This is a genomic window from Collimonas pratensis (assembly GCF_001584185.1).
Lineage (GTDB): Bacteria > Pseudomonadota > Gammaproteobacteria > Burkholderiales > Burkholderiaceae_D > Collimonas > Collimonas pratensis.
The window spans coordinates 2,465,709-2,484,052 of sequence record NZ_CP013234.1 but is presented as its reverse complement, the minus strand read 5'-3'; the positions used below and the strand labels follow the sequence as shown (position 1 = coordinate 2,484,052).

The following is an 18,344-nucleotide window of genomic DNA, read 5'->3' as shown; positions in this document are numbered from 1 at the left end:
CTTAGCCGGCATCCTCGGCCAGCAATGCCGCCAGCGCATCGACCACATCCTGCACTGTGCGCACTGCCTTGAACACGTCCGGCTGCAAGCGCTTGCCGGTCAGCTGCTTGAGCTTGACCACCAGGTCGACGGCATCGATGCTGTCGATGTCCAGATCGGTATACAGGTTGGCTTGCGGCGTCACCTGGTCTTTGTCGATCTCGAACATTTCATGCAGCACATTCACCAGCCACAGATAGATCTCTTCCTTGCTCATCGAATTGGTCAACATCGTTACACCGTCATTTCTTTCTATTGCTGGCGATCATCGCGGCCAGCGAGCGCACTGAGGCAAAGTGATTACGGGTCTCGGCCGAGTCTGCCGACAGCGAGATGCCATAGCGTTTTTGAATCGCCACGCCGAGTTCCAGCGCATCGATCGAATCGAGGCCGAGGCCGTCGACGAACAACGGCGCATCGCTGACGATGTCGGCCGCGGTGATATCTTCCAACTGCAGGACATCGATGATGACCTGCTTTACTTCTTCTTCAAGCTGCTGCATGGACTTGGCTTTCTTTCCTAAAATAATCCTGCAAGTAAGCAGTTAAATGCCTGGCGGCCAATACTTCGCTGCCCGCCCGGGTCAAAAACGCGCTCACATCGATATCGTCTTTTACTTCGATGCTGAAATGCGCCGCGACCGCAGGCACCTGCCACCACTTGACGCCCTTGCCCAGGGTCGGCGGCAGGCAGCGGATCACCACCGGGGTCACGTTCGACATGCTGCGCACAGCGATGTTGGCGGCGCCGCGCTTCAAGTTGATCTGGCCGTCGCCGGCGGTGCGCGTACCTTCCGGAAAAATGATCAGGTTGCTGCCGCGCCGCAGCGAGGTGATGCAATTCTCTACCAGGCCGCTGCCGTCGCCGTTGCTGATATAGCCCGCGGCGCTGACCGGTCCGCGCGTGAACGGGTTGTCCCACAGCCGACCCTTGACGATGCAATCGGCGCGCTTGACGAAAGCCATCAGGAACACGGTATCGATCAGGGTGGGATGATTGGCCAGGATCAGCAAACCTTGCCGCTCCAGGCGCTCCAGGCCGCTGACGTCATAATCCAGCACCCCGAGCCAGCGCATGAAACCGACAAAGCAGCGGAACACCCAGCGGATCACCCTGCGCGCAACCAGCCGCCGCAATTGCTGCTCCCAGATAATCAGGTTCAGCAGCGGAAATACCAGGGCACGCAAGATCAGGCCGCCGATGGCGAACACCACGAAACTGACGCCGGTAGCCAGCACTCGCCAATAACGGTTGAAGCGCTTAAGCATGTTGCCCCCGCAGCCTCTGCCAGCGCCAGCGCTGGCGATCGACTGTGCGCAGCAGCTCGGCCTGACGGCGCAGATAAAACGCCAGCAGCTCCAGGCCGGCCGGCTGCCGCGCTGCGTCTGTCGCGCTCTTGCTTGGCTCTTGTTGCTGCATGGCGCTTGCCTCATCCTCGTTCGGGCTGGCCCACGACAGCGCGATCACATCGCTGGATTCCGCGCTCGCCGCCTGCATCAGCCAGGCCCAGGCAAAGGGCTGCTCCTGGCAATCCTCAAATTCGTGAAACAAGGCTGGCAACACGCCGTCGTACGCCACCAGCAGCACTTCGGGGGCGCCATCCGCCAGCAGGCCGCAGGCTTCGATCACTGCGTGCTCGACCCCGGCGTGCCCGGCGGCCAGGGCAGCGTGGCTGGCCTGGTCCTGGCGCGCGATCGAAAACAGGCCGGCGGCGGCATTGTGGACAGACAAGCTGAAAGAAGCGGGAGAAAGAGGCTGGTCATCGGCGAGATCGGTCAGCAGATCGACTGAGCGCATGCACTCGCCGTGGCGCGAGCAGAACACGGTCGGCACGCCAACTCGACCATCGAGGCAGCGATAGGCGCTTTCCAGCGCCATCTTGCCGACGAAACCGGCGCGCCGGCGCAGCATGGCCGGCATCGCCGCGACCGCGGCGTCGCGCTCGCCGGCGATGACATGCGGCTGCTCAGCCCATGCCGCCCATGCGGCGGCCGTATCCAGCCCAGGCGCCCATGCAGCATGCGACGCAATTGAAAATCTGACTCCCCCGAGTTCCATCCACCACTCCCCGCCAACCATTCAATCGATTTTGTTTTTTGCCAACGGTCCAGGGAGCCGAACCGACAGCAATTTGTCTATTTTGCGCGGCATTATAATCCATATGCCACAGAGAAATATTGCTAACTGCGCATGATCACAAACTTTAACCATTGTTTGCAATTATTCATGGCCCTGCCTGTTTTTGCGGCGAAATATACAGTAAGTTACAGTTAAGCTGGGCACCACAATACTGAAGAAATGGGATAAAACTGATCAATAGGCGTAAATAATCATCGTCATGGCAAGTAAAAACAACACAATCGCGGCGGCTGGCGTAATACCTGCGGCAAGCAGAGATGTATTCCGGCAGCCTCGATGCCCGCCGACGACGGCCACGGGCGCACGCATCAGCCCTGGCGGCGCGGATAACCCTCGGCGGTAATCCGTTCCCAGACCTTGGTTTTTTCTTCCTCGGTCATGAAAACCCAGTGCGCCACTTCGTTCACGGTCCGGCCGCAGCCGCGGCAGACATCGTCGAAGGTGGTCGAACAGACCGCTACACATGGCGTATCGGGACGTTGCGGAGGAGAATCTGACATGCGGACCTTTATAAAATGAGACCCGGGCACGCCTGCCATCAAGCGCCGCCCGGCCCTTCATTTTATAACAGCGACCACCAGCGCGACCTTATTTCAGCATTCGACGGCGCCGGCAATGCGAAGTTCGCACAGAAGAAAATAGATGCTATAACGATCATTTCAGCAATGCATCTACGACGATAGGCGCGAAGCAATATACAATCTTCGCTGAGCCAATTTATCAATCTGGTAAAAACGGCATTGCGGACAGAACATCAGAAAGAAAACAGTCATGGAGCAAAAGGCGCCACGTCGCACCCGCGAAAAAATCATGGATCTGTCGCTGCGGCTCTTCAATGAGTTCGGCGAACCCAACATCACTACCACCATCATCGCCGACGAGATGAAAATCTCGCCGGGAAATCTGTATTATCATTTCCGTAACAAAGACGATATCGTCAACTCGATCTTCGTCACCTTCGAGGAAGAAATCAGCCGCATGCTGGCCATGACGCAAGGGCAGCGCCCCACCATGCACGACGTCTGGCACTATCTGCACCACATGTTCCAGCTGATCTGGCGCTACCGTTTCTTTTATCGCGACCTCAACGATCTGCTGTCGCGCAACCGCACCCTGGAACTGCACTTCAAGGAAATCTTCGGCCACAAGATCGCCGTCGTCCGCGAATTGTGCCAGGGCTTGCAGGAAGACAAGGCACTGGATGCCAGCCCGGCCGAAATCGACGCCCTCTCGTCCAACATGGTGGTGGTGGCCAGTTACTGGCTGTCTTACCAGTACGTCCTGAATCCGCGCCAGTACACGGAACAGCCGGTGGTGGACCATGCGCTGGCGAGCGGCTGCTACCAGGTGCTGGCGCTGATGCAGCCCTACCTGCGCGGTGAAACGCTGACGCATTTCGAAGAACTGAAAACCAAGTACCTGCAAAGCAACGTCTGATTACTTGACTATCTCGATCTGAATACCACGATGAAATCTCTCTGCATCTATTGCGGCTCTTCTCCCGGCGCCACGCCAGCTTATGCCGAAGGCGCGCGCGGCCTGGCGCAAGCCATGGTCGAGCAAGGCATTGCGCTGGTCTACGGCGGCGGCAATGTCGGCCTGATGGGCATTATTGCCGACGAGGTGATGCGGCTGGGCGGCCAGGCCACCGGCGTGATTCCGGAAGCGCTGCTGAACAAGGAACTGGGTCACAAGGGCTTGACGCAGCTGCATATCGTCAAGGACATGCATGAACGCAAGGCGATGATGGCGGAACTGTCGGATGGCTTTATCGCCATGCCGGGCGGCGTCGGCACCCTGGAAGAATTGTTCGAAGTGTTTACCTGGGCGCAGCTGGGCTTTCACCAGAAACCGATCGGCCTGCTGAACGTCGACGGCTTTTATGACGGCTTGCTGCAGTTCATCCAGCACATGGTGTCGCAGCGCTTCCTCAAGGGTGAGCAGGCTGGGCTGCTGATGGCCGAAGCGCAGCCGGAAGCGCTGCTGCAACGCTTCCGCTCGTTCGTCCCGCTGCACGTACCGAAGTGGCTGGACCGCACCACCATCTGAAATGCAAACGGGGCGGCCGCCTGCTGGCAACCACCCCGCTCTATTCTTCCCATCCGCCGCCGGCTCAGGCCTGCAGCGCCTGCTTGAAATCCGCCACCAGGTCAGCCGTGTCTTCGATCCCGATCGAGACCCGGATCAGCGATTCGCTGATGCCCATGGCAGCACGCCGTTCTGCGCCCATCTCGTAGAAAATGGTATGGGCGACGGCAATCACCAGCGTCCGGTTATCGCCCAGGTGGGTGCCGGAAATCGCCAGCTTCAAACGGTTCAGATAATCGAAGCAATCGATTTCCGGTTTCAGCTCAAAGCTGAACAGATAGCTGTTGCTGCGAAACAGCTCAGCGGCCAAGGTGTGCTGCGGATGCGACTCCAGTCCCGGGTAATGCACGGCAGAGACGCGCGGGTCGGCTTCCAGCATCTGCGCCACGGCCAGCGCGCTGGCGCTGCTGCGCTCCATGCGCAAGGCAATGGTCTCGGCGCCGACGGCAATGTGATGCGCCGCCTCAGGACCGAGCGAGGCGCCGAAATCGCGCAGGCTCTTGGCGCGGATCTGCGCCAGCGCCCACTGCGCTTGCGGATTGCGCTTGTAGGCATCGTAGATATTCGGATAACTGCTCCAGTCGAACAAACCGGTATCGGTCAGGGCGCCGCCCAGCGCATTGCCGTGGCCGCCGATCGACTTGGTCAGGGAATTGACCACCAGGCCGGCGCCGACCGTTTTCGGCTGGAACAAATAAGGCGAGGTCATGGTGTTGTCCACTACGAACAAGATCCCGCGTGCGCGGCACAGTTCGCCGATGCGCTTGAGATCCGCCACCTGGGTGCGCGGATTGGCGATGGTTTCGACGAACACCATGCGCGTCGCCGGCGTCAGTGCTGCTTCCACCTGGGCCACATCGGTGGCGTCGACCATGCTGACCTTGCCGCCTTGGCCGCCAAAGGTTTGCCACATGCTGGCAGTGTTGCCGAACAAGAATACCGACGATACCACGTGATCACCTTCGCGCAGCAAGGCCTGGATCAGTGCGCCGATGGCCGCCATGCCGGAAGCGAAGCAGATGGTGGCTAGGCCGCCTTCCATCTTGGTGACCTTGTCTTCCAGTGCGGAGACAGTGGGATTGCCTTGGCGGCCATAGCGGTAGCCTGACTGCTTGCCCTGGAATACTTCAGCCAGCTGGCGCGCATCGCTATAGCCCCAGGTAACCGAGGTGTGGACCGGCTTGTGCGGAGCGCCATGCTCGATGGTTTTCTGGCGGTCGCTGTGCAGGATGGTGGTGGTGAAGCCGTATTTTTGCGTCATGTTGGATCGATTCGTTTGTCGCCACTGCTGTAGCGGGCAAATTTCTGCCTGAATAATACGTCGCCGCAACGCACTCGCACTGCTAAAACTTGCGCGTGCTTCGAACTTCTTATCTAGTCAGTTGGGGACAGAGCTGCACGAGAAGTGTAATTCGCCACGCTGCGGTGGCTCTTAAACCCTACCCGGGCAGCTCTGTCCCGCAATAAATAAGATCAGTCGACTTGCGCCAAGCTCAAATTCAGCTGCGAACGCACCGCATCTTCGCTTTCCGGCTTCGGATTGTTGCGGGCGAACTCGATGCGGTCGAGGTAGTCGCGCGAAATGTCGCCGGTGATGTAGTTGCCGTCAAAGCAGGATGCCTCGAAATTTCTCAGCAAAGGATTGACGTCGGAAATCGAACGCTTGAGGGCGTCGATATCCTGGTACACCAGCGCATCGGCAGTAATCTCGCGGCACACTTCTTCATCGCTGCGGCCGTAGGCGATCAGTTCGCCGCGGGTCGGCATGTCGATGCCGTAGACGTTCGGGAACTTGACCGGCGGCGCCGCCGAGGCAAAGATCACGCGCTTGGCGCCGGAATCGCGCGCCATCTGCACGATCTCGCGGCTGGTGGTGCCGCGCACGATCGAATCGTCGACCAGCAACACGGTCTTGCCCTTGAACTCGGAACCGATCGCGTTGAGTTTCTGGCGTACCGATTTCTTGCGGATTGCCTGTCCTGGCATCAGGAAGGTGCGGCCGATGTAGCGGTTCTTGATGAAGCCTTCGCGGTATTCGATATTCAGCTTGAGCGCCAGCTGGATGGCGGCCGGACGCGACGAATCGGGAATCGGCATGACCACGTCGATGTCGCCGCTGGAGAATTCGCGCTTGATCTTGTCGGCCAGGTACTCGCCCATCTTGAGACGGGTGGCGTACACCGAAGCGCCGTCGATGATCGAATCCGGACGGGCCAGGTAGACGAATTCAAAGGCACATGGATTCAGGGTCGGATTGTCGGCGCATTGCTGGTTGTACATCTGGCCGTCGATATCGATGAAAATCGCTTCGCCCGGCATGACGTCGCGCAGGAAGCGGAAACCCAGGCCTTCCAATGCCACCGATTCGCTGGCGATCACGTATTCGGTGCCCTTGTCGGTTTCGTTGGCGCCGATGCACAGCGGACGAATACCGTAAGGATCGCGGAAAGCCAGCAAACCGTGGCCGGCGATCTGCGCCACCACGGCGTAGGAACCGCGCACCCGCTTGTGGACATTGGCGACCGCCTTGAACAGCACGCCCGGATCGAGCGAATAGCCGATTGTGGCTTGCTGGATTTCATGCGCCAGCACGTTCAGCAGCACTTCAGTATCGGAATCGGTGTTGATGTGGCGGCGATCGTTCTTGAACATCTCGATCTTCAGCTGCTCAGCGTTGGTCAAGTTGCCGTTGTGCGCCAGGATGATGCCGAACGGGGCGTTGACGTAGAACGGTTGCGCCTCTTCCGCGCTGGCGGTGCCGGCAGTTGGGTAGCGCACCTGGCCGATGCCGAAATTGCCCGGCAGCGAACGCATGTTGCGGGTACGGAAGACGTCGCGCACCAGGCCGTTGGCCTTGTGCATGAAAAATCCGTTGCCGTGGTTGGTTGCGATCCCTGCCGCATCCTGGCCGCGATGTTGCAAAAGCAACAAGGCGTCATAGATGAGTTGATTGGCTGGGTTCTGGGAAGCGATGCCGACTATGCCACACATGGTGGACTCCTAAACAATAAACAATCCGATACAGCTCAATGGCGCTTGCGCGAAGGCGCACAGGCCCAGTACAGCGAATTCAAAACTTCAGGTGGCTGGCGAATTGCCCCGGCAGATAGGGGATGGCAGCTCGCGCCGCGCTTTCCGCCAATGGGCTCAGCATCGCATCGCGCCAGAAAGGCTGTTGCGGAATTGCCGTAGCACCACACACCAGGACTGCCGCCAGCACGATTACCAGGCCGCGCGCCAGTCCGAACACCACTCCCAGCCCATGATCCACCAGCCCCAGGCCGCTGGCCTTGATCACGGCGTTGAGCGCCATGCTCAACAACATCATTAATAACCTTACGCCAATAAACAGCGCCAGGAAAGCCACGATTAAGCGCGTTACATTTCCCGGAATCGCGTCGGGGAGCAATTCTGCCAGATTTTGGCCATACGCGTTGGCGACAATCAAGGCAATCACCCAGCTCGCCAGGGACAGGATTTCCTTCACCAGACCGCGCAAAGTGCTGATCACCACCGAGCAGATCAGCACGAACAGCACCAGATAATCGAAAATTGTCACGCGGTTCGAAGATTTCTGACCAGTAGTCTATATGGCGCAAATAACGCGAAAATCAAGCTGTGCTTCCCTAGCCCGGAATCAAGCTGCCACTCAGGCCCAGCTTGGCCAGCTTGGCGCGCGCCTTTTCAGCCTCTTCCTTGCTGCTGAATGGACCGACCCGGATGCGGATGCGCTCGCCGGATGCGGTCGGGACTTTTTGAGTATAAGAGTGGATGCCGGCTTCTTTCAGCTTGCCCTGCAGTTCATTGACCTTGTCCTGGGACGCCAGCGCGGCGACCTGCAGCACGAACTTGCCCGGTTTTTTCTCGGGCGCCGGCGCGGCATCGCTGTGGCCGTCCAGGATCGCCAGCGCACGGGCGGAATCATCGCTCTTGTCCGCTGTCGGTTCCGGCTTCGGTTTGGCTTCCGCTTTCGGCTTGGCTTCCGGCTTCGGCTTGGCCTCAGGCTTAGGCGTGACAACTGGCGCCGCTGGCTTAGGCGCCGGCATTGGCGGCGTCACGACGGCCAGGCTGTCTGGCACGGCAGGCTTGACGGCGGCGGCCGGCGCCGTTGCAGCCGGCGCAGCCGCTGCCGGTGGTTTGACGGCAGCCGTTGCAGCTGGAACGCTGCTTGCAGGATCAACTATTTCTTCCTGCTTATCGAGACCGCTACTGTTGACTGAGGCTGCGGCTGCGGCACTGGCGGAAGCGCTAGCCGCTTGCGTGTCGCGCGAAGGAATCTGAATGGCAATATCGTCCGCCAGCGGTTTCGGCTCTGAATCGAGGATCATCGGCAGCACGATCACCACGCCCAGCACCAGTGCTACGGCTCCCACCAGACGGCGGCGGGCGCGCTTCTTTTCCGGCAAGACCGGATCTACCGCTTCGCTCTGCTGATTAGCCGCCTTGCCAGCCCTGGCTTTGCGCGCGCGTAAAGGCAGTTCTGCCTGCTCGGCATCAGGACCGATTCCGGTATCGGCCTTGGAACGATAAATACCCTGGTCAGGGTCGGTTTGCTGCTTGTTTTTGCGAAGAAAAGAGAACAAACCCATGCGATATATTTTGCTAGCTAGTCAGCGGCCAGAAACCATGGCCGTCGATAAATCGTCAGTGAAATCCAGACTTTCTTGCTGCCATCACGCCGGCAACAGTCAGGAACGATCCGAAAACCACAATTCTATCATTCTCACCTGCCCTGCCTATGGCATTTGCATAGGCGGCGGCGGGAGAATCGAAACTGCTGATGCTCGATTGCGCATCCGGCCCGGCCTCGGGATGGACACCGGCTTCCAGCAAACGTTCTTTCAATTGTTCGCCGCTGGCGGCGCGCGGCAGCGGCAAGCTGGTCAGGCACCAGTGGTCGATGCGGCCTTTCAGCTGGGCGACGATGCCTTCGATATCCTTGTCCAGCATGGCGCCGAACACCGCATAGGTGTAAGGATGAAAGCCCATGTTGTCGAGATTCTGCGCCAGCGTTGCGGCGGCATGCGGGTTATGCGCCACATCCAGGATCACCAGCGGCTGGCCTGGCAAGACCTGGAAGCGGCCCGGCAGGTCCATCATGACGAAGCCGCTGCGCACTTCCTGGGCGCTGACCGGCAACTCCTGCCGCAGCACCTCCAGGGCTGCCAGCGCGGCCGAAGCGTTCAACAGCTGGTTGGCGCCACGCAGGCTGGGATAGCCCAGCGCATTGCGGCGCTGGCCGCGGCCGCCGTAGTTCCACTGCTGCTTGTCGCCGGTATAGTTGAAATCCCGCCCCAGCAGCCAGAGATCGGCGCCGATGGCGTTGGCATGGTCGATCAGCGATTGCGGCGGCACCGGATCGCTGCAGATGGCGGCTTTGCCAGGGCGGAAGATGCCGGCCTTCTCAAAACCGATTTTCTCGCGCGTATCGCCCAGGTATTCGATATGGTCGATATCGACGCTGGTGACGATGGAAACGTCGGCATCGACAATATTCACTGCGTCGAGACGGCCGCCTAGTCCGACTTCCAGGATCACCACGTCGAGCTTGGCCTCGGCCAGCAAATGCATGATGGCCAGGGTGGTGAATTCAAAATAGGTCAGGGAAATATCGCCGCGCTGGGCTTCCACCGCCTCGAAGCTGGCGATCAGGGCAGCGTCCGAGGCCGATTCGCCGCCGATGCGGGCGCGCTCGTTGAAATCAAGGAAATGCGGCTTGATGTACAGGCCAACCTTGTAGCTGGCGCGCAGCAATATCGATTCCAGCATGGCGCAGGTCGAACCCTTGCCATTGGTGCCGGCCACCATGATCACCGGACAGGCGAACTGCAGCTGCAGTCTTTCCTTCACCTGCACTACCCGGTCCAGGCCCATGTCGATGGTTTTGAAATGGCGCGACTCCAGCAATGCGAGCCAGTCGTCCAGCGTTACAGGCTTGGCGGAAATATTTGACATTTTGACATCCAACTGAAAACAAAAGGCCTGAACCACGACAGTTCAGGCCTTGGGGCAAAACTTACATCAGGCGATGGATTCGGCTGGCTGATCTTGCAATAACGCTAACAAACGCGCAATTTCTTCGCGCATCTTGCGGCGGTCGACAATCATGTCGACAGCGCCCTTGGTGACCAGGAATTCTGCGCGCTGGAAACCTTCCGGCAATTTCTCGCGCACGGTATTCTCGATCACGCGCGGACCGGCGAAGCCGATCAGCGCCTTCGGCTCGGCAATCACGACGTCGCCCATGAAGGCGAACGAAGCGGAAACGCCGCCCATGGTCGGATCGGTCAGGACGCTGATGAACGGCAGCTTCTTTTCCGACAGCTTGGTCAGCATGGAAGTGGTCTTGGCCATTTGCATCAGGGACAGCAAACCTTCTTGCATGCGGGCGCCGCCGGTTGCGGTGATGCAGATGAACGGCACTTTCTGTTCCAGTGCGACCTGGGCGCCGCGCACGAAGCGTTCGCCAACCACGGAGCCCATGGAGCCACCCATGAATTCGAATTCAAACGCTGCCACGACGACCGGCAAGGTCATGATGGAGCCGCCGAGCACGATCAGGGCGTCGGTTTCGCCGGTGGCGTCCATCGCTGCCTTGAGGCGGTCTGGGTATTTCTTGCTATCCTTGAACTTGAGCGTATCGATCGGCAATGTTTCCTGGCCGATTTCATAGCGGCCGCCGGCATCCAGCAGCGCATCCAGGCGCTCACGGGCGCGGATCCGCATATGGTGATTGCACTTCGGACACACATGGATGTTCGATTCCAGATCGGTACGGTACAGAACCGCTTCGCAGGATGGGCACTTGACCCACAGCCCCTCGGGGATGGATTTGCGGGTTGCCGAGTCACTGCGCTGAATGCGCGGGGGTAGTAATTTTTCTAGCCAGCTCATGGAGCGACCTCCTTCAGATTTTTTTCTTGCCGAATTTTACCTTTATCCCTGCATCAGCGAAATAGCTAATCAAAGATAGATTGCGTAGCATTAAGACATCAAAAGATGTCAAAAATTATTCATCCAGCGCTTTTCTGATACCTGACAAGAAACTTTCCACTGCTGCGACAGCTTGCTGGGGAGGCGTATTCTCCAATTCCTGGATAATCCGGCTGCCGATCACGATCGCATCCGACACCTGCGCCACGGCCTTGGCAGTGACCGCATCGCGAATGCCGAAACCGACGCCGATTGGCAGTTTGACATGTTTGCGAATCGCCGCCACGCGCGCCGCCACCTCGGCGGTATCGATATTGGCGGCGCCGGTCACGCCCTTCAAAGACACATAATACGTGAATCCGCCGCCGACCTTGGCCACCTGCTTGATCCGCTCTTCGGTCGAGGTTGGCGCCAGCAGGAAAATCGGGTCCATGCCGCTGGCCTGCATTTTCTCGGCAAACTCTTCACATTCTTCCGGCGGATAGTCGACCACGATGCTGCCGTCGACGCCCGCCTCTTTCGCAGCGGCAATAAAAGCATCGACACCCATCCGCTCCAGCGGATTGGCATAGCCCATCAAGACCACCGGTGTACTTGTGTTGGTCTGGCGGAATTCGCGCACGTAGCCCAGCACGTCGCGCAGGCTGACGCCGAACTTGAGCGCACGCTCGCAAGCGCGCTGGATCACCGGCCCTTCCGCCATTGGATCGGAAAACGGCACTCCCAGTTCCAGGATGTCGGCGCCGCCCCGGACCAGCGCATGCATCAGCGGCACGGTCAGCTCCGGCGCCGGATCGCCGGCGGTGATGAATGGGATCAAGCCTTTTTTATTGCTGGCCGCGAGTGCGGCCAAGGTAGTCTGGATTCGAGACATAGATTTTTATCGGTATGGATTGCGTTGTGGGGTGCTTGCGCGCTTTATCGGGTCGCAGCGCGCCTGCTTCTGCGCTGCGGACCCGGGCTGGTCCTTGCTCAGGCCAGTTTCAAACGCTCGGCAACGGTATGCATGTCCTTGTCGCCGCGGCCGGACAGATTGGCCAGGATGATCTTATCCTTGGGCAAGGTCGCCGCCAGCCGTGCGGCATACGCCAGGGCATGGCTGGATTCCAGCGCCGGGATGATGCCTTCGATGCGGCAGCAGGTATGGAAGGCTGCCAGCGCTTCGTCGTCGGTCACCGTTTCGTAAGTGGCGCGGCCGGAATCCTTGAGCCAGGCGTGCTCGGGACCCACGCCCGGGTAATCCAGGCCGGCGGAAACCGAATGGGTTTCGATGATCTGGCCGTTTTCATCCTGCAGCAGATAGGTGCGGTTGCCATGCAGCACCCCCGGCGAACCGAGCGTCAGCGATGCCGAGTGCTTGCCGCTGGCCAATCCTTCGCCGGCCGCTTCCACCCCCACCAGCGCCACATCGTGATGATTGATGTAGGGATAGAAAATCCCCATCGCATTCGAACCGCCGCCGACGCAGGCGACCACGTGATCCGGCTGGCGCCCGGCCATTTCCGGCATCTGCGTCAGGCATTCGTTGCCGATCACCGACTGGAAATCGCGCACCATCATCGGATAAGGATGCGGCCCAGCTACCGTGCCGATGATGTAGAAGGTATTTTCAACGTTGGTGACCCAGTCGCGCATGGCTTCGTTGAGCGCGTCTTTCAAGGTCTTGGAACCGGATTCCACCGGCACCACTTTGGCGCCCAGCAGGTTCATGCGGTAGACGTTCTGCATCTGCCGCTTGACGTCTTCGCTCCCCATGTACACCACGCATTCGAGGCCGAAACGGGCGCAGATGGTGGCGGTGGCGACGCCGTGCTGGCCGGCGCCGGTCTCCGCGATCACGCGCGGCTTGCCCATGCGCTTGGCCAGCAAAGCCTGGCCGATCACGTTATTGATCTTGTGGGCGCCGGTGTGGTTCAAATCCTCGCGCTTGAAATAGATCTGCGCGCCGCCCATCTGCTCGGACCAGCGCTTGGCGTGGTATATCGGGCTGGGACGGCCGACGAAGTGCTTCAGTTCGCTGTGGAATTCAGCCAGGAATTGCAGCTCGTTCTGGTATTTGGCGTAAGCCTGCTGCAGCTCGCTCAGGGCCAGGGTCAGCGTTTCGGAGACAAAGCTGCCGCCGTACATGCCAAAGTGGCCCTTGGCGTCCGGCAAATTGTATTGGGCGCTCTGGCGCAAGGTGCTGGCGGCGAGCGGCTGGCGCTCGGCGTACTGCTCGAGTGGAGTGAACTCTTTCATGATGTGTCTCTATAAAGATATGCTGGTTTGCGGACCGGAGCGATGCTGCAGCTGTCTTGCCCGCTGCGCTTATAGTTCGTTCAGATCAGCATCCGCCTGCCGTATCGCGGCAATGAATGCGCGAATCTTGGCGGCGTCCTTGATGCCCTTTTCTTGTTCGACGCCACTGCTGATGTCGACCGCAAAGGGACGTACGCGTCTTACCGCGTCAGTCGCATTGTGCACGCTCAAGCCACCACTTAAAACGACCTGAGGCGCGAGCTCTTTTGGGATGAGAGACCAATCAAATACCTTTCCACTGCCACCGTAAGCTTCTACCAGGGTATCCAGCAGCAATCCGGAAAACAGATGGCTGCCGGCTGCGTAGGCCTGGGCATATTCTATCAAATCTGCGGCCAGGGTTGTATTTCCTATGCGCATGGCGCGTATAAAGGGCCGGTTGACTGCCGCCGCCAGCGCCACACTGTGTTCTACCGTTTCATCGCCATGGAATTGCAGCAGCGATACCGGCGCCTCAGCCACGATTTCCTGCAGCTGCGCCGCTTCAGCGTTGACGAACAGCCCGACCGTGGTGACGAAAGGCGGCACCGTGGCAATCAGGGCAGCGGCCTGGCTGGGCGTGACGTAGCGCGTACTCTTGGGATAGAACACGAAACCGAGCGCATCGGCGCCCGCTTCCACGGCAGCGCGCACATCCTGCGCGCGGGTCAGGCCGCAGATCTTGATTCTGGTACGGTGGCTCATGAGAGTGGTCGATTCAACAAGACTTCAATAAATACACTATATCACCCTGCCAGCATGGCAAGGTAACCGCGGATGACAGCGGATTCCCCAGTTTACAGCCAGGGCAGCAGCCCTGCCGGCTGCTGCGGCAACTGCCATTTCTGATCGTAGGCCACTTGCGCCAGGTATAGGCCATCCGGCATAAAGGTCGGCGCCGCCCGGCTGCGGTCGCGTTGCTGCAGCAGTTCGGCGATCCATTGCGGCGGCTTGCTGCCGTTGCCGGTATAGATCAGGGAGCCGACGATATTGCGCACCATGTGATGCAGGAAGGCATTGGCGCGCAAGGTGAAGACGATCAGGTCGCCGCGCCGCTCTATGGCAATCTGGTCCATGCTGCGCACCGGCGACTTGGCCTGACATTCGATGGCGCGGAAGGCGGAAAAATCGTGGGTGCCGATCAGATGGGCCGCCGCCTGCCGCATCAGTTCGACATCCAGCGGCCGGAATACCCATCCGGCCTTCCCTTCCAGCAGCGGCGAGCGCACCGGATTGTTGTACAAGAGGTAATGATAGGTCCTGGCGCTGGCGCTGAAACGGGCGTGAAAATTATCCTGCTCGTCACCATCGGCAGCCAGCTGCAGCTCATGCGCCCAACGCACGGCGATGGATGGCGGCAAAAAGGCGTTCAAGCCGCGCACCCAGGAAAATATCTCACGCGACAAGTGGGTATCGAAATGCACCACCTGTTCCAGCGCATGCACGCCTGAATCGGTGCGGCCGGCGCAGGTGGTGGCGACCGCTCCCTGGGTGAATTTCTGCAGGGCAGCCTCCAGCCGGTCCTGCACGGTCTTGCCGCTGGGCTGGGTCTGCCATCCTTGCCAAGGCGTGCCGTCGTACTGCACGCCGAGAACGATACGTTTCATCCAATTCCTGTTTTATAAATGCAAACGGGCGCTAGCATTACGCTGCGCCCGTCCTTTTGGCAAAATGCTACCTTGATTTTAACAGCGGGTTGCTGCCTCAGTCATGTAACAAGCCACCAATCCCGTCAATTACAGTTTAGCGATCAACAGCTTCGCTGCATCCACCTGCTCTGCACTGCCGCCCTTCAAGACTTCTTCCAGCAACTCGCGCGCACCTTCCTTGTCGCCGATTTCCTTGTAGGCGACTGCCAGGTCGAGCTTGGTCGCCATTTCAGGATTGGCGCTGGCCGATGCTGCTTCAGCGGCTACAGCCGCAGCTACAGGGGCGCTGACAGCTGCCGGAGCATGCGCGTGCACTGCGCTGTCCAGATCCAGGTTCATGCCGGACAGATTGAATTCCAGCGGCGCCACCATCGGCTCCGCATGCTGCGCATAGGAAGGTGCAGCAGGCGCCTTGACTACCGGCTTGGTTTCAAACGGCAGGTCGATGTGCGCGTGGGCAGGCTCATAGTTGGACGGCTGGCCGCCGGCCGGGAAATCGAGTGCGCCGAACGCAGCCACTGCTGGCGCTGCCGGTGCTGCCTTCTCAACCGCTTTGGGCACGGCCGGAGCTGCCGGGGCAGCGGCCTTGTGGTCCAGCTCGAAATCGAGCGAATCCAGCATCGACTTGCCGGCTTCATGCAGCGGCGACAGCAACACGGTGTTCTGGTTGGCCGAAGCAGTGCTGCCGAGTTCTTCCAGGTCGAAATCCATATCGTTGATCTCGGCCTTGGCAGCGGCGCTGCCTTGCTTGCCCAAGTCATTCTGACTCAACGGCGCCAGCAATTCTGCCGCCGGAGCGGTGTGCACCAGCTCAGGAATCGGCGCCTTTTGCGGCTCGGTCGGTGCTGTCAGCGAGTTGAAATCGAGGCCATCCATAGGCTGGGTCGGCGCGGTAATCGCATCGGCCTTGGCAATCACCTGGTCCTGCAGCTTGCCGCCGCCGTACAGCGGATTGGCCGGATCGACATTCAGGCCGAGCGCAGCCGCCTGTTGCCAATCCTCGCCTTCGCCGCGGGTCAGGCTGTACAACTCGCTGGCCAGGATTTCAAACGACCGTGGATCCTTGCGGTTAGCGTAGATTTCCAGCAGCTTGACACGAATCGCGTTGCGGCTTGGCTGGTTGCGCAGGGCTTCTTTCAGGATTTCTTCAGCCTGGGCATCGCGTCCGTAAGCGATGTAGACGTCAGCTTCGGCGACCGGATCGACGTTGGTGTCGAGATGGCTGACCGATGGCACGAAATTCGAATTGAAAATGCTGTTTTTGGTATCGACGCTCTGGCCGCCGGTCGAACCGAACAGCGAATTGCCTTTCAGGCCTGAATTCGTCATTGGCGCACCGCTGCTGTCCAGGAACGCTTGCTGGCGCGCCCGGTTGCGGCGATAGCGGAACAGGCCGAGACCGGCCAGCAAGGCAACCAGTACGCCGCCTACCGGCAACAGATAAGGATTGTCGGTCAGGCTGGCAAGCATGCCTGGCTCTGGGACAGGCGCAGGCGCGGCCTTCGGCTTGACCACAGGCTTGGGCGCATCGGCAGCCGCTGGCGCTGCCGGCGGGGTAGCGCTGGCGTCGGCCGCGGCAGCAACCACAGGCGCTGCTGCGCCGGTGGCGACGATAGCGGCGCCGGCGGCCGGCGCGGCGTCTGCCGTCTCAACCTTGGCTGGTGCTGGAGCCGGTGCTGGTGCCACTGGCGCTGCTGCAACCGGGACTGCTGCCGGCGCAGGAGCTGGAGCCGCGGCAGGAGCCGGCGCCGCCGCTGGTGCGGCAGGCTTCACATTCGCTGCCTGATTCTGCAGGTCCGCCAGGTTCTTGTTCTTCAGTTCCAGCGTCTTTTGCAGATCGCTGACGTTCTTTTCCAGTTCCTTGACGCGCGACTGAGCTTCAGCCGCCGCCTTGTCGCGGGCGATCTTCTCTTCCGTCGCCGCCGTGGCAGCTGCCTTGGCGTCGGCAGCGCCAGCCGCAGCCGCGCCGCGCGACAGCTTCAGCTTGTCGCGGGATTCGCTGGCAGGCGTGGCTTGCTCTTCCACCTTGGCGGTGATCTTGCCGCCGCTGCTTTGACGCGGTTCGGCGCCGGCAGCCGGCGCAGCCGACTCAACCAGTCCGGCCAGCGTATTGCGATAGCTCTTGAAGTCTTTCGACTGCGCCACGACCACGTTGCGCGCTTCCGACTTGCTGACGCTGCCAGCGCTGGCGGCATCAGGAATCGACAAGATCTGGCCGGAACGCAGGCGGTTCATGTTCTTGCCGACAAACGCACCTTCATTGCTGCGGTACAGGGCCACCAGCATCTGGTCCAGCGAAACGCCGGCAGGCAGGTTTTCGCTGGCGATGCGCGCCAGTGTATCGCCCTTCTTGACGTGATAATCGCCGCCCGAGGATTCCGCTGCCGGTGCTGCCTTGGCCGGGCTGCCCGAGCCTGTCGCCTTGCCAGCTGCAGGACTATTGCCGCCACCGGCGACCGCTCTGGCTGCCGCGGCGCGCGTAGCATCGGAAATGGTCGAACCGCCGCTGGATTGCGACGACGGTGCAGCCTGGCTTGGCGCCATGCGGGCGACCGGTGCGGCGGCGGCAGTGCCGGTAGTGCCACTACGTGCCGGCGCGGCCATCTGGGCCGGTTGCGCCTGGCGCTGGCCGGCTGGATCCAGCAGCAAGGTGTATTCGCGCACCAGGTGCGACTTGGTGCCGCCCAGCTCCATCAGCATGTCGACGAAGGGTTCATTGATCGGCTGGCTGGACGTGACGCGCACAAAACGGCGGTCGCCGCGCTGATCGATAGCGAACTGCAGGGACAGCAAGGCCGGATTGAAATCGATATTCGCCTGTTGGTAGGTTTCCGGGCTCGCCAGCTTGGCGACCAGTCCGGTCGCCTCATCCTGGCTAACCGAGGTCAGTTCAATTTCTGCACGTAACGGTTGCCCCAGCGAGGACAGCACGGTTAATTTACCCAGTCCGGCAGCCTCGACATTAGCCACCATCAGCAGGGTCGAAACCACGGCCGCGGTGAGGGTCTTTAAACCGGTGGAAATAAATTTATTCGAAGAATTCGGGTGCATGTTGTGTGGCATGAAGGACTATCCGTTGGCGTATAAGGAGACAAATCTTGCTGAAAGCAAATACTGTACCCAGTTTTTTTAAAAATCAATATGCAGATTGACATGCATGCGTATCAATATGCGATAAACACTGCCAAATAATAATAAATGCCAATCAATACCGCTAG

Annotated in this window: 18 protein-coding genes; 2 read left to right on the top strand and 16 right to left on the bottom strand. The window is 60.0% G+C overall.

The window, feature by feature from the left end:
- Position 1: 1 nt before the first annotated feature.
- The 5 genes from CPter91_RS11325 to CPter91_RS11305 all read right to left on the bottom strand — a co-directional run bounded on the left by CPter91_RS11325 (position 2) and on the right by CPter91_RS11305 (position 2,679).
- Positions 2-271, bottom strand: a complete 270-nt coding sequence (locus CPter91_RS11325) for an acyl carrier protein (RefSeq protein WP_061940252.1) — start codon at positions 269-271, stop codon at positions 2-4.
- Between the two features lie 10 nt (positions 272-281).
- Positions 282-542 (bottom strand): phosphopantetheine-binding protein, encoded by a 261-nt coding sequence (locus CPter91_RS11320; protein ID WP_061940250.1) that lies wholly within the window; start codon positions 540-542, stop codon positions 282-284.
- Positions 529-1,308, bottom strand: a complete 780-nt coding sequence (locus CPter91_RS11315) for a lysophospholipid acyltransferase family protein (protein WP_061940248.1) — start codon at positions 1,306-1,308, stop codon at positions 529-531. Before CPter91_RS11315 ends, CPter91_RS11320 begins: the two co-directional genes overlap by 14 nt.
- Complete coding sequence (locus CPter91_RS11310) at positions 1,301-2,098, bottom strand: beta-ketoacyl synthase chain length factor (protein ID WP_082792778.1); 798 nt, start codon at positions 2,096-2,098, stop codon at positions 1,301-1,303. The genes CPter91_RS11315 and CPter91_RS11310 overlap by 8 nt, the downstream gene beginning before the upstream one ends.
- 389 nt (positions 2,099-2,487) lie before the next feature.
- Positions 2,488-2,679, bottom strand: a complete 192-nt coding sequence (locus CPter91_RS11305) for a DUF1289 domain-containing protein (protein ID WP_061940244.1) — start codon at positions 2,677-2,679, stop codon at positions 2,488-2,490.
- 271 nt (positions 2,680-2,950) lie between these two features.
- On the opposite strand from CPter91_RS11305, the gene CPter91_RS11300 reads away from it, so the two are divergent.
- Both CPter91_RS11300 and CPter91_RS11295 read left to right on the top strand, forming a co-directional pair.
- Positions 2,951-3,616 carry a TetR/AcrR family transcriptional regulator gene (locus tag CPter91_RS11300; RefSeq protein ID WP_061940242.1) on the top strand — a complete coding sequence of 222 codons (666 nt, stop codon included), beginning with the start codon at positions 2,951-2,953 and terminating at the stop codon, positions 3,614-3,616.
- 30 nt (positions 3,617-3,646) lie between these two features.
- Positions 3,647-4,228: an LOG family protein gene (locus tag CPter91_RS11295; RefSeq protein ID WP_061940240.1), complete on the top strand. Its 582-nt coding sequence runs from the start codon at positions 3,647-3,649 to the stop codon at positions 4,226-4,228.
- A gap of 64 nt (positions 4,229-4,292) precedes the next feature.
- Here the strand turns inward: CPter91_RS11295 and CPter91_RS11290 are convergent, their stop codons facing one another.
- The 11 genes from CPter91_RS11290 to CPter91_RS11240 form a co-directional block, all read right to left on the bottom strand.
- On the bottom strand, positions 4,293-5,528 hold the full coding sequence (locus CPter91_RS11290; protein WP_061940238.1) for a cystathionine gamma-synthase family protein: 1,236 nt from the start codon (positions 5,526-5,528) through the stop codon (positions 4,293-4,295).
- 212 nt (positions 5,529-5,740) lie between these two features.
- Positions 5,741-7,258, bottom strand: coding sequence for an amidophosphoribosyltransferase (purF, locus tag CPter91_RS11285; protein ID WP_061940236.1), 1,518 nt, complete (start codon positions 7,256-7,258; stop codon positions 5,741-5,743).
- Between the two features lie 79 nt (positions 7,259-7,337).
- Positions 7,338-7,826 carry a CvpA family protein gene (locus tag CPter91_RS11280; RefSeq protein WP_061940234.1) on the bottom strand — a complete coding sequence of 163 codons (489 nt, stop codon included), beginning with the start codon at positions 7,824-7,826 and terminating at the stop codon, positions 7,338-7,340.
- Positions 7,827-7,893: 67 nt separating this feature from the next.
- Positions 7,894-8,856, bottom strand: coding sequence for an SPOR domain-containing protein (locus tag CPter91_RS11275; RefSeq protein WP_061940232.1), 963 nt, complete (start codon positions 8,854-8,856; stop codon positions 7,894-7,896).
- Between the two features lie 55 nt (positions 8,857-8,911).
- Positions 8,912-10,222, bottom strand: coding sequence for a bifunctional tetrahydrofolate synthase/dihydrofolate synthase (gene folC, locus CPter91_RS11270; RefSeq protein WP_061946121.1), 1,311 nt, complete (start codon positions 10,220-10,222; stop codon positions 8,912-8,914).
- A gap of 66 nt (positions 10,223-10,288) precedes the next feature.
- Positions 10,289-11,161: an acetyl-CoA carboxylase, carboxyltransferase subunit beta gene (gene accD / locus CPter91_RS11265; protein ID WP_038489592.1), complete on the bottom strand. Its 873-nt coding sequence runs from the start codon at positions 11,159-11,161 to the stop codon at positions 10,289-10,291.
- A gap of 115 nt (positions 11,162-11,276) precedes the next feature.
- Entirely contained in the window at positions 11,277-12,074 is a 798-nt protein-coding gene (gene trpA / locus CPter91_RS11260; RefSeq protein ID WP_061940230.1) for a tryptophan synthase subunit alpha, read from the bottom strand.
- A 98-nt stretch (positions 12,075-12,172) separates the two neighbouring features.
- Positions 12,173-13,438, bottom strand: coding sequence for a tryptophan synthase subunit beta (gene trpB, locus CPter91_RS11255; RefSeq protein WP_061940228.1), 1,266 nt, complete (start codon positions 13,436-13,438; stop codon positions 12,173-12,175).
- Between the two features lie 69 nt (positions 13,439-13,507).
- The gene (locus CPter91_RS11250; protein WP_061940226.1) at positions 13,508-14,182 is read right to left on the bottom strand and encodes a phosphoribosylanthranilate isomerase; all 675 of its coding nucleotides are present in this window, start codon (positions 14,180-14,182) and stop codon (positions 13,508-13,510) included.
- Positions 14,183-14,274: 92 nt separating this feature from the next.
- Complete coding sequence (gene truA, locus CPter91_RS11245; protein WP_061940224.1) at positions 14,275-15,084, bottom strand: tRNA pseudouridine(38-40) synthase TruA; 810 nt, start codon at positions 15,082-15,084, stop codon at positions 14,275-14,277.
- Positions 15,085-15,213: 129 nt separating this feature from the next.
- Positions 15,214-18,189, bottom strand: coding sequence for a motility hub landmark protein FimV (locus CPter91_RS11240; RefSeq protein WP_061940221.1), 2,976 nt, complete (start codon positions 18,187-18,189; stop codon positions 15,214-15,216).
- Positions 18,190-18,344 lie beyond the last annotated feature (155 nt).

Coding starts and splice junctions, on each gene's coding strand:
- CPter91_RS11325 (WP_061940252.1), bottom strand. CDS start 271: ATGTTGACCAATTCGATGAGCAAGGAAGAGATCTATCTGTGGCTGGTG.
- CPter91_RS11240 (WP_061940221.1), bottom strand. CDS start 18,189: ATGCCACACAACATGCACCCGAATTCTTCGAATAAATTTATTTCCACC.
- CPter91_RS11315 (WP_061940248.1), bottom strand. CDS start 1,308: ATGCTTAAGCGCTTCAACCGTTATTGGCGAGTGCTGGCTACCGGCGTC.
- CPter91_RS11290 (WP_061940238.1), bottom strand. CDS start 5,528: ATGACGCAAAAATACGGCTTCACCACCACCATCCTGCACAGCGACCGC.
- CPter91_RS11320 (WP_061940250.1), bottom strand. CDS start 542: ATGCAGCAGCTTGAAGAAGAAGTAAAGCAGGTCATCATCGATGTCCTG.
- trpA (WP_061940230.1), bottom strand. CDS start 12,074: ATGTCTCGAATCCAGACTACCTTGGCCGCACTCGCGGCCAGCAATAAA.
- CPter91_RS11295 (WP_061940240.1), top strand. CDS start 3,647: ATGAAATCTCTCTGCATCTATTGCGGCTCTTCTCCCGGCGCCACGCCA.
- CPter91_RS11300 (WP_061940242.1), top strand. CDS start 2,951: ATGGAGCAAAAGGCGCCACGTCGCACCCGCGAAAAAATCATGGATCTG.
- CPter91_RS11310 (WP_082792778.1), bottom strand. CDS start 2,098: ATGGAACTCGGGGGAGTCAGATTTTCAATTGCGTCGCATGCTGCATGG.
- CPter91_RS11275 (WP_061940232.1), bottom strand. CDS start 8,856: ATGGGTTTGTTCTCTTTTCTTCGCAAAAACAAGCAGCAAACCGACCCT.
- trpB (WP_061940228.1), bottom strand. CDS start 13,438: ATGAAAGAGTTCACTCCACTCGAGCAGTACGCCGAGCGCCAGCCGCTC.
- CPter91_RS11250 (WP_061940226.1), bottom strand. CDS start 14,182: ATGAGCCACCGTACCAGAATCAAGATCTGCGGCCTGACCCGCGCGCAG.
- accD (WP_038489592.1), bottom strand. CDS start 11,161: ATGAGCTGGCTAGAAAAATTACTACCCCCGCGCATTCAGCGCAGTGAC.
- purF (WP_061940236.1), bottom strand. CDS start 7,258: ATGTGTGGCATAGTCGGCATCGCTTCCCAGAACCCAGCCAATCAACTC.
- truA (WP_061940224.1), bottom strand. CDS start 15,084: ATGAAACGTATCGTTCTCGGCGTGCAGTACGACGGCACGCCTTGGCAA.
- folC (WP_061946121.1), bottom strand. CDS start 10,222: ATGTCAAATATTTCCGCCAAGCCTGTAACGCTGGACGACTGGCTCGCA.
- CPter91_RS11305 (WP_061940244.1), bottom strand. CDS start 2,679: ATGTCAGATTCTCCTCCGCAACGTCCCGATACGCCATGTGTAGCGGTC.